The organism is Allotamlana fucoidanivorans, assembly GCF_006265225.1.
Lineage (GTDB): Bacteria > Bacteroidota > Bacteroidia > Flavobacteriales > Flavobacteriaceae > Allotamlana > Allotamlana fucoidanivorans.
Genome location: NZ_VDCS01000012.1, coordinates 83124 through 99852, shown reverse-complemented (window position 1 = coordinate 99852; position 16729 = coordinate 83124). Strand labels below are relative to the sequence as shown.

Genomic DNA, 16729 nt, shown 5'->3' with positions numbered 1-16729 from the left:
TTTAAGAAATAGCTTGTTTTACCAAGGCCAAACTTTTATCTGAATACGGAAGCTTTAAAGCTGCTTCGTGCCCTTTATCAGACATTTTAACCCAGGTTTTTTTAAGAATATCAATAATCTTTTCGTCGTTATGCTTATCTGCAAACTCCTCAAAATAATAATCTAAAAACACCAAGCATATGGTATCTTCAAGTGTTTGTGATTCTTCATTTTTCTTAATCAGTTTTTTAAGAATAATAGCTTTTACTCTATCAATAAACTGATCATCATAGCCTACCGATTTTAAGATATCGGCCGTTAAATCAGCATGCATCTTTTTTAGGGTTTCACGCCATTTTAAATAGCCCACCCTATCCATTGGATATTCATCACGCGCAATTTTCCAACGGCATATATGCTGTGCTCTTGCTGCAATTTGTAACGCCTTTGAAGCATTAGGCTCAAACTGTAATAATTTGCGTGTCATACGCTGCGAGTATAATAACTCTTTAGGGTAGTCCATACCCGCAACTTGGTATGTATTTATATCTTCAGAATTGGCTTTATCAATTAAAGCTATTGCGGTTTCAAATCTTGTCGGCTTCATTTTTATGTATTTTGGTCTATTCGTTAATCCGAAAAGCCAATATACACATTTCCGTTTTCAATTTTAACAGGATAAGTTGCTATTTTTAAATCATTACCTCCTAAACCACTTCCATCTTCTAAAGAAAAGTTCTTTTTATGCATGGGGCAAGCTACTTTAGGAATATCATCTTTATCACCTATCATTCCCAAAGAAAGCACCATTTCCATTTTATGCGGGCACAAATTTTGAGTAGCGTACCATTTTCCTATTCTAGAAAAATTATAAACAGCTATTTGCTTGTTTTTATACTTAATACAGGCGCCGCTATTTTCTGGAAAATCAGTGGCTTCCCCCACTCTAAACCATTCGTTTACGGCATCTTCTGTAACCGTTTCGTATCGACTAAGTATTTCTTGCATATCTTTAAAATTTGTATCCGTTATTCTTTTTTTAGCGTTACCCAAGGGTCAGGCTTTTCGCTATATCTTTTTTTCCTTCCTCAAAAAAGGATGCCGCTTCAATCCCTAACGCAGCCTATTTGCTATAGCAGGTGTTTAACTCCAAGCCTTTGGCATTTTTTGCTCACGCATAGGCACAAACACTAAATTATCATCCGTATCATCAGAGTTTACAAAGTGTTTAAAACGTTTCATCATCTCAGGATTTTCAATAGCTTGTTTCCATTCACACTCATATTTGTTAACTAAACCTTGCATTTCGTTTTCAAGCTCTTCGGCAATCCCTAAAGAATCTTCAATCACCACCTGTTTTAAATACTCTATACCACCTTCAAGTTTTTCTAACCAAGGTGCTGTTCGCATTAATGGAGCCGCCGTACGTATGTAGTACATTAAAAATCGATCTAAGTATTTTACAGCAGTTTCATCATCTAACTGCTCTGCCAGTAGTATAGCATGCTTTGGGGTAGCACCTCCGTTACCGCATACATATAAATTCCACCCACCATCAACAGCTATTAATCCAAAATCTTTACCTCTGGCCTCAGCACATTCTCTAATACATCCTGAAACGCCCCCTTTTAATTTATGTGGTGAACGTAAGCCTTTATACCTATTTTCAATATCAATTGCAAAGGTCACGCTCTCATGCATACCGTATCGACACCAGGTAGATCCTACACAACTTTTAACGGTTCTTAATGATTTTCCGTAAGCATGACCACTTTCAAAACCAGCATCAATCAACTCTTTCCAAATCATAGGTAATTCATGAATTTGTGCTCCAAATAAATCTATTCTTTGACCACCAGTAATTTTGGTATATAAATCATATTTTTTAGCCACTTCACCAATGACGATCAGTTGATCTGGTGTAATTTCCCCACCAGCAACTCTAGGTACCACTGAATATGTACCATTACGCTGAATGTTAGCCAAAAATCTATCGTTAGTATCTTGAATACCAGGCTGTCGATTAGGTGTTTCCATGGTAATGGTGGCAAAAATAGAAGCTAAAGCAGGCTTACAAATTTCACAACCATGACCTTCTCCAAATAAATTTAAAGCCTCTTCATAATCGGCCACCTTATTAACCTTTATTAAATCATAAAGCTCTTGTCTGTTAAAATTAAAATGCTCACAAAGCACTTCTCTAACCTCTTTCCCTAGTGATTTTAGGGTTTCATTAACTAAATCAACCACCATAGGTTTACAGCCTCCACAACCAGAGGTTGCTTTGGTTTTTTCAATCACATCACTTAAATTATTGCTCTCGCCTTCAGTTAAAGAACAACAAATATCACCTTTACTTACACTCTCACAAGAACAAACCTGAGCTGTATCTGGTAAATCTAACACACTTCCAAATGACGCACCGCCCTCACTTGCTGGCAAGATAAGCTGCGATGGATCCTCTGGGATAGCCATACCATTTAGGTATATTTGGTGCAACATATTATAATCGGTTGCATCGCCGACAAGAATACCTCCTAGTAAGCGTTTACCATCATGGCTTACATTAATTCGTTTATATAAATATTGCGTTTTATTTTCAAAAATAATAGAATGCCCTTTTGATGCTGGCATAAACGGTTCTCCAAAACTAGCTACATCAACACCAATAAGTTTCAATTTGGTAGACATATCTATATCCTCAGGCATTAATGTTTCCGTTTTACCAATAATTTGATCAACAGCAACCGCAGCCATATCATAACCAGGCGCTACAAGGCCATAAATCATTTGATTGTAAAGTGCAATTTCTCCAATGGCATAAATATTTTCATCAGATGTTTGCATCTTATTATTAACCACAATACCGCCACGAACGCCCATGTCTAAACCACAGGTTTTTCCTAACTCATCACGAGGTCTTATTCCTGCCGAAATAACCAGCATATCAACATCAAGCACATCATCTTCTCCAAACTCCATTCCCGTAATAAACTTATCACCCAATATTTGGTTGGTAGCCTTACTCAAATGAATATTTAATCCTATAGATTCTAATTTTAATTGCAATACCTGACTACTTCTCAAATCAAGTTGTCTCGGCATTAATTTGTTAGCAAACTCAACAATATGAGGTTCTAAGCCCATATCTTTAACCGCTTTACCCGCTTCCAATCCTAATAAACCACCACCCAATACCGCGGCCTTCGCATTTGGTTTTTCTTCTTTAAGTTTAGCTGCATATGCCAGCATACCTTCTAGGTCTTCAATGGTTCTATATACAAAAACACCCTGCTTTTCAACCCCTTTAATAGGCGGAACAAATGCAGAGGATCCTGTTGCCAAAACCAAATAATCATAAGAAAACTCTTGGTCTGAGACTGTAGTAATTGTTTTCTTGGATCTATGAATATCACAAACGCGTTCACCAGTGATAAGTTCAATATTGTTATCAGCATACCATTCTGCCGGAGCCATTTCAAGTGCTTTAGCATCCTGATTCTCAAAAAATTCACTTAAATGAACTCTATCATATGCGGGTCTTGGTTCCTCACCAAAAACCGTGATCTTAAAGTTTTTAGCTTCCGATTTTTCAGCAAATTTTTCGCAAAATTTGTATCCAACCATTCCGTTTCCAACTACAATAATATGCTTCATAAATTACGTATTTGAAAACAAAACTAAGTATTTATACTTATTTTTAGTTATAAAACTAAGAAAAAATCACGTAAAACATGTATTATTACTAATTTCTCAAATAGCTAGAAGAATAATTGCTTAATAGCAAAATAAAGGGTTTAGTTTTTACCGAAATGTTAAACTTTTTCAATAGTGATCTTTACACTTTTTGAAGCTGGCGTCTTCGCCGTATGTGCGTAACTCCCTAAAGGCACTAATACATTGGCCTCTGGAAAATACGTAGCACAACAACTTTTAGGAATATCATAGCCCACTACTTTAAATTGATGTGCTTCTCGAATGACCCCTTGAAATTCGGACTTTAAATTTACCACGTCTTGATCTTGCAAACTACGTAGTTTCATATCATCTCTATTCAAAAATATCACCCTTCTTTCATTAAAAATGCCTCTATATCGGTCATCCAGTCCATAAATTGTTGTATTAAACTGATCATGACTACGTATAGTCATCATAATGAGTTCATCAGGTTTTAACTCCCATTTAGGCAACATATTAATAGAGAACTGTGCCTTTCCTGTTTTTGTATTAAATTCTCTATTTCTAGCACCATTGGGCAAGTAAAATCCGCCAGGCTGTTTTATCTTATCATTATAATTGGTAAACCCTTCAACCACTTCAGCAATATCTGAACGCACCAAACCGTAATCTTCTTTATAAAGCAACCAATTTATTTGAGTACGGTCTTTTAAAGTAGCATGGGCTATTCCACAAACTACTGCAACCTCACTTAAAAGATGTTTTGAACAGGGTTCTAAGACACCTTTAGTTGAAGACACCACTCCCATAGAATTTTCAACACTCTGCATTTGTACACCTGTTTTCTGATAATCTTTTTCCGCCCGCCCTAAACAAGGTAAAATCAGCGCTTCTTTACCAGTAACCAAGTGAGACCTGTTCAACTTGGTACTCACATGAACTGTAAGATTACAGCTCGCCAAAGCTTGGGCAGAATAAACCGTATCGGGAACCGCCGAAATAAAATTGCCCCCTAACCCCAAAAACACCTTTGCTTTATGTTCATGCATGGCCTTAATGGCATCAATAACAGAATAACCATGTTTAGCAGAGGGTTTAAATCCGTATTTTATCTCAATTTTATCTAAAAAAGCTTGCGGTGCAGCCTCCCATATACCAACTGTTCTATCGCCTTGTACATTAGAATGCCCACGAACCGGACAAGTACCCGCGCCTTCTTTTCCTATACTTCCTTTTAATAACAAAAGGTTTACCAGTTCACGAATGTTATCCACTGCATTTTCGTGCTGTGTTAATCCCATGGCCCAGCAAATGATAATTTTTTCCTTGTTTAAAACAAGTTCTAAGACCTCTTCAAACACCTCTTTTGAAACTCCAGAAGCTTTTAAGCATGTTTCAAAATCATAAGTTTTTAAATCTGCAATAAAGGCCTCATATCCACTTGTATATTCTTTTATAAACGTTTTATCAAAAACGGCACCTGTTTGTTCTTCCTTTTCAAGTAATTTTAACAGTAGTGCCTTTAAAAAGGCTACATCTCCATTAATGGTGATGGGTACAAATACGTCACAAAGCTTGGTACCGCCACTAAGTAACTTTAATGGCTTCTGCGGATTTGTGAATTTCATTAATCCCGCTTCTGGTAAGGGATTAATGGCTACTATTTTTCCGCCATTTTTTTTAGTTTTTTCAAGGGCACTTAACATTCTAGGATGATTAGTAGCAGGATTCTGGCCTATAACCATAACCAAATCGGCCTTATATAAATCATCAAGGGTAACCGATCCTTTTCCAATTCCTAAAGTTTCTGATAAGGCAGATCCGCTAGCTTCATGGCACATATTAGAACAATCTGGTAAATTTGATGTACCAAACGCCCTTACAAACAATTGATATAAAAAAGCCGCTTCGTTAGTTGTTCGTCCCGAGGTATAAAATATGGCCTCATCAGGGTTTTTAAGTGCATTTAAGTGTGTGGCCACTTTTTTAAAAGCATCTTCCCATGCAATGGGAATATAATGTGAAGCTCCTTCTGCCATATACATAGGCTCAGATAAGCGTCCTGATTTTCCTATTTCAAAATCAGACCACCCCGATAGTTCATCAATAGAATGTGTTGCAAAAAAGTCGCGTCCTATTAATTTATTCTGCATTTCTTCGGCCATAGCCTTTAACCCATTTTCACAGTATTCTCCTAATGAGGAACGTTCATCATCAGGATCGGGCCACGCGCAACCTGGGCAGTCAAACCCTCCTTTTTGATTAATATGTTGTGAAATCTGTAAAAGATGTGAGGGCTTTATATATTTAAACGCATGAGTAACAGCTGCCTTTAACCCGCCAAATCCGGCACTATTTGTTGGAGGTGTTTTTACCTTCAGGTTTTCAAACGCTTCTGGAGTTAAAGCTTTATTTTGTGCTGTTTTACTCATTATTTATTGGTTTTGTTACAAAATTACATTCGACAATTTAATCAAATTAATTATTAAATTAAATATTATAACTTGTAGCACTATTTTAACTCATCTGAATGAAGAAAAGAATTACACTTAAAGATATTGCACAGCATTTTGGGGTTTCAATAGCTACAGTTTCAAAAGCGCTAAAAGACAGTCATGAAATAAGTACCAGTACAAAAACAAAAATTCAAGACTACGCCAAATCTAATCATTACAAACCCAATGTTACAGCATTAAATCTACTTAACAAAAACACCAAAACTATCGGGGTTATAATACCCAATATCATGAATTCTTTTTTTGCAAAAGTTTTTGTTGGTATTGAAAATATCGCTTCTGAAAAAGGCTATCACTTAGTATCGTGTATTTCAAATGAATCATACGAAAAAGAGGTTAAAACCATTGATTTATTAAAACATGGTTCCTTAGATGGCTTAATTATATCTTTAGCCGAAGAAACTCAGGTTTTACAAAACTATAAGCATCTCACCAATACCTTAAATGAAGGCATCCCTATGGTGATGTTTGATAGAATTTCAGAAGATATTGAGTGTGATAAAATAATTGTTAATGATTTAGAAAGTGCTTTTCAGGCAACCAAACATCTTATATTATCAGGCTGTAAACGTGTGGGTCTTATTTCGGTTATTGACAATTTAAGTGTTGGAAAATTACGCGTAGAAGGCTATAAAAAAGCGCTTCAAGAATGTGACATGCGTATTGAAGAAAAGTTGATTGTTCGTATCCATAAAAATGAAGATTTTGAAACAGCCTTAAAAATAGTTTTAGCAGACAAAACCATTGACGGCTTACTTTGTTTAGAGGAAAGTTCGGCTGTGAATGCTTTAAAACTGATTAAACAAATGGACTATAAAATACCAGAAGACATGTCTATTGCCTGTTTTACCAATGGCAAACTACTTCAATATTTATCGCCATCTATTTCAGCTATAAGCCAGCATGGTAAACACATTGGGGAAACCGCCGCAAAAATGCTTATTGACCGCATAGAAAATGAGACTGAAAACAAACCTTATGTCACCAAAATAGTAAAAACAAGTTTGATTGAGCGTGACAGTACAAAGAAATTAAACTGAAGTTTTAACATGCCATTAATAAACCCACTACCTGCTAACCGCTATTTTTGATTTTCAACAAATATGAACATTATGGCAAAAACTGAACGTATTCAATATAGCAACAAATCTTTTTCTTGTTCGCTAGCTTTTACATTACACTTAATTGGTGATAAATACAAAAGCCTAATAATATTTCATTTAAAAGATGGCCCCGTACGGTCAGGTGAATTGCAAAAGAGCATCACAGATATTTCAAATAGAATGTTTACTTATTCTATTAGAGCTTTAGAAAAAGATGACCTGGTTAAACGAAAAATTTATCCTGTAACACCCCCAAAAGTAGAATATAGTTTAACTTTTAAAGGCGAGTCTCTTCTCCCCATTATTCTTGAACTAAATAAATGGGGAGAAGATTTTGCCACAAATAATCATTTGTATGCTCCTGCTGAATAATGCAATTCGTAAGAATGTGAATAGATTTCGAAAACTGTTCCAAACGGATCTTCTACATACACCATTCTATACGGCTTTTCCCCTGGGTAATATTCTCTAATTGGCATACGCTGCTTACCACCAGCTTCTACAATTTTTTCCAATAATCCTTCAACATCTGGATCTTGAATTGAAAAATGAAACAACCCCGATCTATAGGGCTCAAAATTTGGTTTTAGATCTTTACTCTCTTTAAATTCAAACAATTCAAAACCAATTTTATCACCTGAAGAAAGATGCGCTATTCTAAAATTACCCCAGCCCTTACCAAATACATCAATACACATTTTACCAATAGCGGTTTCATTTTCTTCAGTAACTTCTGTAGGCTCCATAATCACATAAAACCCCAAAACCTCGGTGTAAAACTTTACAGCTTCTTCTAAGTTAGGCACCGTTATTCCAACATGGGAAAATGTCCTTGGATAAGGTTTGTTTACTTCGTTTAATTGATTCATATACGTTGTGTGTTACCCGTAATCTTTTAATTTAATTAATCAGAAACGGAAAATTTATAATCATTATTCAAGGCAAAAATAAAATTTAATTAACTAAAAAACAATACGTTACAAATTATGCAGATAGTTACACCAATGTGTATTTTGCTGATTTAAAGACCATAAAAGATTAAATGTTTTTTAAAATAGAACCATCCTAAATAAAAAAAGCTCAACCATAACTGATTAAGCCTGTTTTTGACGAATTCGTAGGAAGCTGTTATTTTACTTCTTCCAAATATTTTCCATTTCTTCCAAAGTTTTTCCTTTTGTTTCTGGTACCATTTTCCAAACAAATATTGCCGAAAGGACACTCATTACCCCATAAAACAAATAGGTGCCACCACTACTAAACTCCATCATGGGCGGATAGGTTGAAGAGATAAAAAAGTTTGCTGCCCATTGTGCTGCTACGGCAATGGCAATAGCCTGACTTCTTATTTTATTGGGATAAATCTCAGCAATTAACACCCAACAAATTGGACCCCAACTCATCATAAACGAAGCCGTGTAAATGATAATAAATACTAAGGTTGCCATACCAATAATGTTTTGAAAAGCTAATATTGAAATAGCAATCATGCCAACAGCCATACCTATAGATCCAGTGATTAATAACGGTTTTCTTCCCCATTTATCAACCGTTAAAATAGCCACTACGGTAAAAATCACATTAACCAGCCCCATGATAATTGTTTGTAGCATGGAGGCATCTTTTGCCGCACCCATACTTTCAAAAATTCTAGGCGCATAGTACAAAGCCACATTGATACCTACAAATTGCTGAAAAACAGACAGCAGAACACCTACTATAATAACAACCTTACCATAAGAAAATAGCTTTCCTTTAACCGAAGAGTCTACCGAGTTTTTAATATCGCCCAGAATTTCTTTTGCTTTATCAAGTCCGTTGAAACGTGTCAAAATAGAAAGCGCTTTATCATCTTTATGTTGTAACGCCAGATATCTTGGTGTTTCAGGCATAAAAAACATCAGTATGGCAAAAATGGACGCTGGAATGGCTTCAGATAAAAACATACGTCGCCAACCAATCTCATTAATCCATTCTATGGTTTGCCCGTCTGCAATGCCCCAATTCACAAAATAAACTACGAGCATACCAAAAATAATGGCAAACTGATTTAAGGACACCAACTTTCCTCTAATATCGGCTGGCGCAATTTCACCAATATACATAGGACACACTGCTGAGGCTAAACCAACACCAATACCACCAATAACACGGTAAAAATTAAATATCCACAGTAAACCTATAGAAGGAACTCCTTTTTCAAAAAACAAAAATTCTGGATTTCCTGAACCTAAAGCAGACAATAAGAATAATACACCCGCAATGATTAAGGCATTTTTTCTACCATACCGAGAAGAAACCAATCCTGAAATGGCTCCTCCAATAATACAGCCAATAAGTGCTGAAGACACGGTCATGCCATGTACAAAAGAGCCTAGCCCTTGGCTATCAATTAAAAAAGATTGTATAGATTTTTCAGCCCCTGAAATAACCGCAGTATCATACCCAAACAGCAAGCCACCAAGCGTTGCGACAAGTGTTACGACGTAAATAAATGACTTGTTCTGTTTCATAGTTATATGTATTGATTTAAAATGTTTTCAAATAATTCCTGTTTACCACTTTTTAAAGCTAGCTCACCATTCTCTTGTGCAATTTTATAAAGATCTTCCATGGTTAACTTTCCTTCCTCAAATGCTTTTCCGTTTCCAGAATCAAAAGAACTGTAACGCTCTTGTCTTAATTTTTCATACGGTGAAGATGTGATAATTTTATCAGCAATCAGCAAAGCACGAGCAAAAGTATCTGCCCCTCCAATGTGAGCGTGGAATACATCTTCTAAATCGGTTGAGTTTCTTCTTATTTTAGCGTCAAAGTTAACACCACCGCCTTGTAGGCCTCCTGCTTTTAAGAAAACCAACATAGCTTCAGTAGTTTCCTGAATATTATTTGGGAACTGATCGGTATCCCAGCCATTTTGATAATCCCCACGGTTGGCATCTAAGCTTCCTAACATACCCGCTTTTGCGGCCACTTCTAATTCATGCTGAAAGGTGTGTTGTGCCAAGGTAGCATGGTTCACTTCTATATTGATTTTAAAGTCTGCATCTAGTCCATATTCTTTTAAGAAACCTATTGCCGTAGCTGTATCAAAATCATATTGGTGTTTAGAAGGTTCCATAGGCTTAGGTTCAATAAAGAAATTCCCTTTGAATCCTTGTGATCTTGCATAATCTCTGGCCATGCCTAAAAAACGTCCCATGTGGTCTAATTCACGTCCCATATCTGTATTTAACAATGACATATAGCCTTCACGACCACCCCAAAACACATAGTTTTCACCACCTAATTTAATGGTTGCATCTAAAGCTAATTTTATTTGTCCGCCTGCTCTGGCTACCACATCAAAATCAGGATTGGTTGCCGCTCCATTCATATATCTTGGGTTAGAAAAGCAATTGGCCGTTCCCCATAATAATTTTACGCCTGAAGCCGCTTGTTTTTCTTTTAAATAATCTGTTATTAAAGCTAATCGTTCTTCTGACTCTGCAAACGTTGGTGCTTCTTGAATCAAATCAAAATCATGAAAACAGTAGTATCCAAAACCCATTTTTGTGATAAACTCAAAAGCCGCATCCGCTTTATCTTTTGCAGCTTGAATAGGGTCTGATGATTTATCCCATTCAAAATTTTGTGTACCAGGCCCAAAAGGGTCACTTCCCTGACCACAGAATGTATGCCAATAGGCTACAGAAAACTTAAAATGCTCACGCATGGTTTTTCCTGCCACCACTTGATCTGGATTATAATATTTGAACGCTAATGGATTATCTGAATCCTTGCCCTCGTATTTTATTTCTCCAATACCTTTGTAAAACTCTTTACTTCCTATTAATGCCATAATCTTATTTTATTTATCTTTTGTTTTTTATTTATTAGCTAATAATATCTCTAATTCCTTTTTCCAGTTATCATACGCCTTTGCATAAGGTACTTTATCTTCCATAGGCTTGTAGGTCATAACATGGTCATTTGCCGATATGTTATCACCAAACGTTTTATAATCGCCATCAACCAAACCAACCGCTCGTGCCGCACCAATAGCCCCCGTAGTATTATATATTTCAATATCATGTCCAATCAGTGTTGCTACCGTATCTGAAAATATTTCTGATCGGAATAAATTATCATTTCCAGCTTTAATCACCTTAATTTCCGCATTGTCATGTTTTAAAATATCCATACCGTATACAAATGAAAACGCTATACCTTCAAGGGCTGCTCTACACAAATGACCATTTCCATGCTTGTTCAAATTTAAATTACAAATATGTGTTCCTAAGGTTTTATTATTCAGCATACGCTCGGCACCATTTCCAAAAGGAATAACACAAACACCTTCTGAACCTACCGGTACCTTATTGGCCTTTTCATTCATCTCCTCATACGCATTTGACGCTAAATTATCTTTTAACCATCTGTACTGTATGCCAGCCCCATTGATACATAAAAGTTTTCCTAAATTGGTTGTTTTCTTGGAATAGTTGACATGCGCGAACTGATTTATCCTAGAGCCTTCTTTTGATTTTTTCTGATTAGTTACAGCATAAATGACACCTGAAGTACCTCCCGTTGCAGCCACGTCACCATGATTAAACACATTTAAAGACAACGCATTATTGGGCTGATCTCCAGCGCGGTAAACAATAGGAATCCCTACTGGTAACCCCGTTTCTGAAGCACCCTTTTCATTTACAACGGACTGGGTTTTAAAATTTTCTACAATATTTGGTGTTAAATCAGGATTGATACCATAATAGTCTAATAACCAATCGGCCACCTTATCTTCTTTATAATCCCATAAAATGCCTTCTGACAATCCGTTCTTTGTAGTGTTGATTTCTCCTGTTAACTTTAAGGCAATAAAATCTCCAGGCAGCATATATTTATAAATTTTAGCATAAAGTTCTGGCTCATTATCTTTAACCCATTTTAGTTTTGAAGCTGTAAAATTACCTGGTGAATTTAATAGGTGCTCCATACACTTTTCATGTCCTAAATCTGAAAACGCTTTGTTTCCAATGTCAACAGCACGACTATCACACCAAATGATTGAATTCCTCAAAGGCTCTCCCTGCTTGTCAACTACTACTAAACCATGCATTTGGTAAGAAATGCCAATCCCTGTAATTTTTGAGGCGTCAACATGAGCCTCTTTTATAGCACGTTTTGTTGCTTTGCATATGTATTGCCACCACATGTTAGGATTCTGCTCTGCCCAATTTATTTGTGGCGCTTCAATTTCCATCTCATTGGGTGGTTCATGAAGCGAAATTATATTTTTTCCTGTTTTAGCATCAACTATGGCAACTTTGATAGAAGAGCTTCCTAAATCATATCCTATGTAATACAAACTGATTGGTTTTTTAAGTAAAATGAGTTCTACCAAAGTTAAGCACAGATGCTATATGCTTGCAACAAACACCTAAAAACTTCCTATTTCACCAAAGGCACAAAAATCCATAAACACCTAAAAAACAATATATTACAAAATAATATTTATTACTTAAAGGTTTTCGTAACTTTCAAAAATTTATTGCTTAGAACGAGCAATAATCTTTTGTAGCTTTAAATAGTCTGTTTCTGAATCAATATCAAAATTTTGAACGTTACTATCAACTTCTATAACAGCATTATGATACTTTTTAAGTATCTTTTTAGCTCCAAAATCGCCTGTCATCCCAGACAATTCTTGTAAATAGCACGCGTCAAATAATACAGGAACACCTTTGGTTCCATCCTTATAGGAACTCACTAAAATTTGATTGTTACCTATAGTAAATTGGGCAATAAGATTATTTAAATATGCGGACGTAATAAGCGGTTGATCTGCCAAAACAATCAGTAATCCATTAACTTTATGGGAGGTTTTCATCAAATGCTTAGCAACATAAGCAATAGAACTTCCAATGCCACCTTCCCACCTTGCATGCTTTAAAACGGTGATTTTAGCATCCTTAATTTCCTTATAAATCATATCAAAATGCGCGCCTAAAACTATAAAATCTTGCGCGCCATCACTTGCTAAAACTGTTTTAACACGATGCTTAATTAATGTAGTCTTGTTCCATGCTATTAACTGTTTGGGGCTTCCAAATCTAGAAGAGCTTCCTGCTGCTAAAATAGCTATAGCAATATTTTTTGAAAGAGTTACAGACAAGCCTTATTCTGGTTTAGAATGAATGTTACCAACCTTTTTGGTTAAAGACATAGGTTCTTGATTTCTGGTAAATGCTAAAATTTCAGAAACAATAGAGATGGCTATTTCTTGCGGGGTTTCAGAACCTACATTTAAACCCGCTGGTCCATGAATCTTTTCTAAGAAATCATCACTTATATTTGGGACATACTCTATAAATTGCGATAATAAATCGTCCCTGCGTTTTGTAGGCCCTAAGAGCCCTATATAATTTGGAAGCGTGTCTTTTAAAGCTACTAAATATCTTAAATCATAAGCAAAATTATGTGTCATTAAAACGACTGACGTTTGTTGATCTACCTGTTGAAAATTTGCCATTTCGGGGGTTATAGCCTGTAAAGAAAGTGCTCCAGGAAAATCGGTAATAGATTTATGCTCAGAATGCCCCGCTAAAACAGACACTTCCCAGCCTGTTAATGACGCATACTGACACAACTGAACCGCGTCATGCTCGGCTCCAATAATCATTAATTTAAAACATGGTGGCATGCTTTCTTCAAACAACATATTACCTGTTATGTCTTTAGGCTCATGCTTTTTATTTAAAGACAAAACTTTATCTTCTATCCTAACTAAAGATCCGAAATAAGGAGACTCCTCTGCTATTTTATTGAAATGCGATACCATTTTAAACGTTTTTCTTGTCTTCAATATACTTTTAAAAGATTCAAAAAACTGGTTCGAAGGACTAAACGATTCTATTAAGATATATAACACACCTTCACAGCCCAATCTATACCTTCCATCATAGGTCATTACTTTAGAAACTCCTGTTTTAAAAACAGATTCAGATTGTAGGAGCACTTCTTTTTCTACACAGCCACCGCTTACAGCTCCAATCATCTTGCCGTTTTCTAATATGAGCATTCTTACGCCCGGGCGGCGATACGACGAACCATCTAATGCTACTACTGAAGCCAAAACAGACTTAAGCCCTTTTGTTTTGGCATTCATAGCCTCAAAAACTATTTTCTTAAACTCGTGCGTCATGAAAAATTAAAATCGTCTTTTTTTATCCTAGAATGTTTTGTTCAACCTTCATATTATTTAAATACGGTTGCTTATAAACCCTATTTCCTGTAGCGGCATAAATAGCATTAGCAACCGCAGCTCCTACAGGCGGTAATGTTGGTTCTCCTAAGCCCGTTGGTGCTAGATCACTTTCTACAAAGTATGCTTCTACCTCAGGCGTTTGCGCCATCCTTATGAGTTGATAGGTATTAAAATTATTAAATTGAGGTACGCCATCCTTAAAAGAAAAATCGCCATACAAAGCATGGCCTACACCATCAATAACCCCACCTTTAACTTGATTTAACGCACCTAGAGGATTTACAACAATACCACAATCAACAGCACAAACCACACGTTTCACAACAGGCATGTTGTCTTCCATAGCTACTTCGGCAACCTCAGCAACATGAGTATTATGGCAATAATACACTGAAAACCCTTTATAAACGCCTGCTTTAGGTTGTCCCCAATTTGATTTTTCTACAGCCAATTTTATAACGCCTTCTAAACGTTCTGGACTATATTGAATACGTTCATCAGTTGTTCCCTTTACATTTTGTAACAAGTCTAAATGCAACTTTATTCTATCCACACCAAGCGCTTCTGCTAGTTCATCAAAAAAGCTTTGCTCTGCACTTGCTAAAAAATTGGTGTATGGTGCACGCCAAGCGCCGGTAGTGATATTACTTTTATAACTTACCGTATCTACTTGATAATTCGCTATGGCCCCGGCTGGAAAAAAATTAGGAATCAAATTATACATTCCTCCATTAATACAAGCTTCTTTTAAATGATAGCCTGTAACTTTTCCATCTTTAATAGAGGCTGCAATTTTGTATTTTACGGAAGGCCGATAAACGCCTGTGGTCATATCACCTTCTCTGGAAGACACCATTTTTACTGGTTTTTGAATGGCATTAGAAATCTCGGCGGCTTCCAATACAAAATCACTGTATAATCGTCTTCCAAAGCCACCTCCCATACGTGTCATTTCTATTTCTACCTGATTTAGATCTCTTTCTAACAAATCGGCTACAACTTTTGCCGTTTCTTCGGGGGTTTGAATGGGCCCTACCAAATGTACTTTCTCAGCGGTAACATTTGCGAAAAAATTCATAGGTTCCATACAGTTGTGAGGTAAAAAAGGTGCTTCATACGTACGTTCTAAAACTTTATCAGCCTCATCAAACGCTTTTTTTACATCTCCATCAGATCGTTTTGTTGTAAAGGTTTTCTTTCCATCTAGTAATTCAAAAAGTATCCTGTCATGGTCAGCTGTACTTTCTAAATCAGAATCTGTCACCCAACTTGCCTTAATAGCCTTTACACCTTTTAAAGCATCCCAAGTTGATTTTCCTATAACCACAATTTTATCTGAATCGACCAATTGTGCGGTCCAGCTTTTCTTCTTATTATCTTTATATTGTCTTAGTTTTTCTCCTATGGTAATCACATCTAAAACACCTGGCATTGCTCTTGCTGCAGTATCATCATAAGATTCCAGTTTTTGTCCAAAGGCTGGCGGACGAAGAATAGAAGCATATACCATGCCTTCTTCTTTATAATCAAGACCAAACAAAGGTTTACCTGTTATTATTTTATCAATGTCAACATTACTTTGTCCTTTACCAATTATAGTAAACGCTTCAGGCTTTTTTAATATTACTTTTTCTGGCACCTCAAGTAGAGCCGCTTCTTTAACAACATCACCATAGCCTAAAACATCACCATTTGAGTTAGTAATTACACCTTGTTTAGCAGAACAACTTGAAGCCTCAACGCCCCACCTGATAGCTGCGGCATTAATAAGCATTTGCTTTGCAGTAGCTCCTGTTTGCCTTAAAGGTTCCCAGCTAAACCGTATAGACTGACTCCCTCCAGCTACCTGACGGGTATAATTCTTTGTATCTAACTTGCCTTGTTCAACATAAACATCTTCCCATTTTACATCCAACTCTTCTGCAATAAGCATAGGCATTGAAGTTTTTACACCTTGACCTATTTCTGGGTTTGGAGAAAAAATAGTGACTTTACCTTCATCAGAAATTTTAATAAAGGCATTGAAATCATTAAAATTTAGCTGACTGATGTCTACAGGAGGCACTACACCTTCTTTACAGGCTTGAAATAAATTAAAACCGATGAGCATGCCTCCGCTAGCTAATGCTGTAGTTTTTATAAAAGATCTTCTATTGAAGGTTATTTGTTGTTTTGAAGTAGTCATTGGTAATTATGGATTA

Annotated in this window: 13 protein-coding genes; 2 read left to right on the top strand and 11 right to left on the bottom strand. The window is 36.2% G+C overall.

All coding sequences use genetic code 11. The features are described from left to right. Position 1: 1 nt before the first annotated feature. From FGF67_RS13085 to FGF67_RS13070, 4 genes are all read right to left on the bottom strand, one after another. Positions 2-586: a DUF4202 domain-containing protein gene (locus FGF67_RS13085; RefSeq protein WP_139698211.1), complete on the bottom strand. Its 585-nt coding sequence runs from the start codon at positions 584-586 to the stop codon at positions 2-4. Between the two features lie 23 nt (positions 587-609). Continuing rightward, the gene (gene nirD / locus FGF67_RS13080; RefSeq protein WP_139698210.1) at positions 610-987 is read right to left on the bottom strand and encodes a nitrite reductase small subunit NirD; all 378 of its coding nucleotides are present in this window, start codon (positions 985-987) and stop codon (positions 610-612) included. 135 nt (positions 988-1122) lie between these two features. Next, complete coding sequence (gene nirB / locus FGF67_RS13075) at positions 1123-3636, bottom strand: nitrite reductase large subunit NirB (protein ID WP_139698209.1); 2514 nt, start codon at positions 3634-3636, stop codon at positions 1123-1125. Positions 3637-3794: 158 nt separating this feature from the next. Next, complete coding sequence (locus FGF67_RS13070; RefSeq protein ID WP_139698208.1) at positions 3795-6089, bottom strand: FdhF/YdeP family oxidoreductase; 2295 nt, start codon at positions 6087-6089, stop codon at positions 3795-3797. A 98-nt stretch (positions 6090-6187) separates the two neighbouring features. On the opposite strand from FGF67_RS13070, the gene FGF67_RS13065 reads away from it, so the two are divergent. Beyond that, positions 6188-7213 (top strand): LacI family DNA-binding transcriptional regulator, encoded by a 1026-nt coding sequence (locus FGF67_RS13065; RefSeq protein ID WP_139698207.1) that lies wholly within the window; start codon positions 6188-6190, stop codon positions 7211-7213. A gap of 72 nt (positions 7214-7285) precedes the next feature. Then, a complete protein-coding gene (locus FGF67_RS13060) occupies positions 7286-7648 on the top strand; it encodes a winged helix-turn-helix transcriptional regulator (RefSeq protein WP_139698206.1) in 363 nt (120 codons plus the stop codon). Here FGF67_RS13060 and FGF67_RS13055 read toward each other — a convergent pair. From FGF67_RS13055 to FGF67_RS13025, 7 genes are all read right to left on the bottom strand, one after another. Beyond that, positions 7624-8145 (bottom strand): lactoylglutathione lyase family protein, encoded by a 522-nt coding sequence (locus FGF67_RS13055; RefSeq protein WP_139698205.1) that lies wholly within the window; start codon positions 8143-8145, stop codon positions 7624-7626. The two genes, FGF67_RS13060 and FGF67_RS13055, sit on opposite strands and share 25 nt — an antisense overlap. Positions 8146-8409: 264 nt before the next feature. After that, positions 8410-9789, bottom strand: a complete 1380-nt coding sequence (xylE, locus tag FGF67_RS13050; protein WP_139698204.1) for a D-xylose transporter XylE — start codon at positions 9787-9789, stop codon at positions 8410-8412. Positions 9790-9791: 2 nt separating this feature from the next. Further along, positions 9792-11117: a xylose isomerase gene (xylA, locus tag FGF67_RS13045; RefSeq protein WP_139698203.1), complete on the bottom strand. Its 1326-nt coding sequence runs from the start codon at positions 11115-11117 to the stop codon at positions 9792-9794. 27 nt (positions 11118-11144) lie between these two features. Beyond that, entirely contained in the window at positions 11145-12629 is a 1485-nt protein-coding gene (locus FGF67_RS13040) for a xylulokinase (RefSeq protein ID WP_139698202.1), read from the bottom strand. A gap of 180 nt (positions 12630-12809) precedes the next feature. After that, a complete protein-coding gene (locus FGF67_RS13035; RefSeq protein WP_139698201.1) occupies positions 12810-13436 on the bottom strand; it encodes a nucleotidyltransferase family protein in 627 nt (208 codons plus the stop codon). A 3-nt stretch (positions 13437-13439) separates the two neighbouring features. Beyond that, positions 13440-14465: an XdhC family protein gene (locus tag FGF67_RS13030; protein WP_139698200.1), complete on the bottom strand. Its 1026-nt coding sequence runs from the start codon at positions 14463-14465 to the stop codon at positions 13440-13442. Between the two features lie 22 nt (positions 14466-14487). Beyond that, positions 14488-16713 carry a xanthine dehydrogenase family protein molybdopterin-binding subunit gene (locus FGF67_RS13025; RefSeq protein WP_139698199.1) on the bottom strand — a complete coding sequence of 742 codons (2226 nt, stop codon included), beginning with the start codon at positions 16711-16713 and terminating at the stop codon, positions 14488-14490. Between the last annotated feature and the right edge of the window lie 16 nt (positions 16714-16729).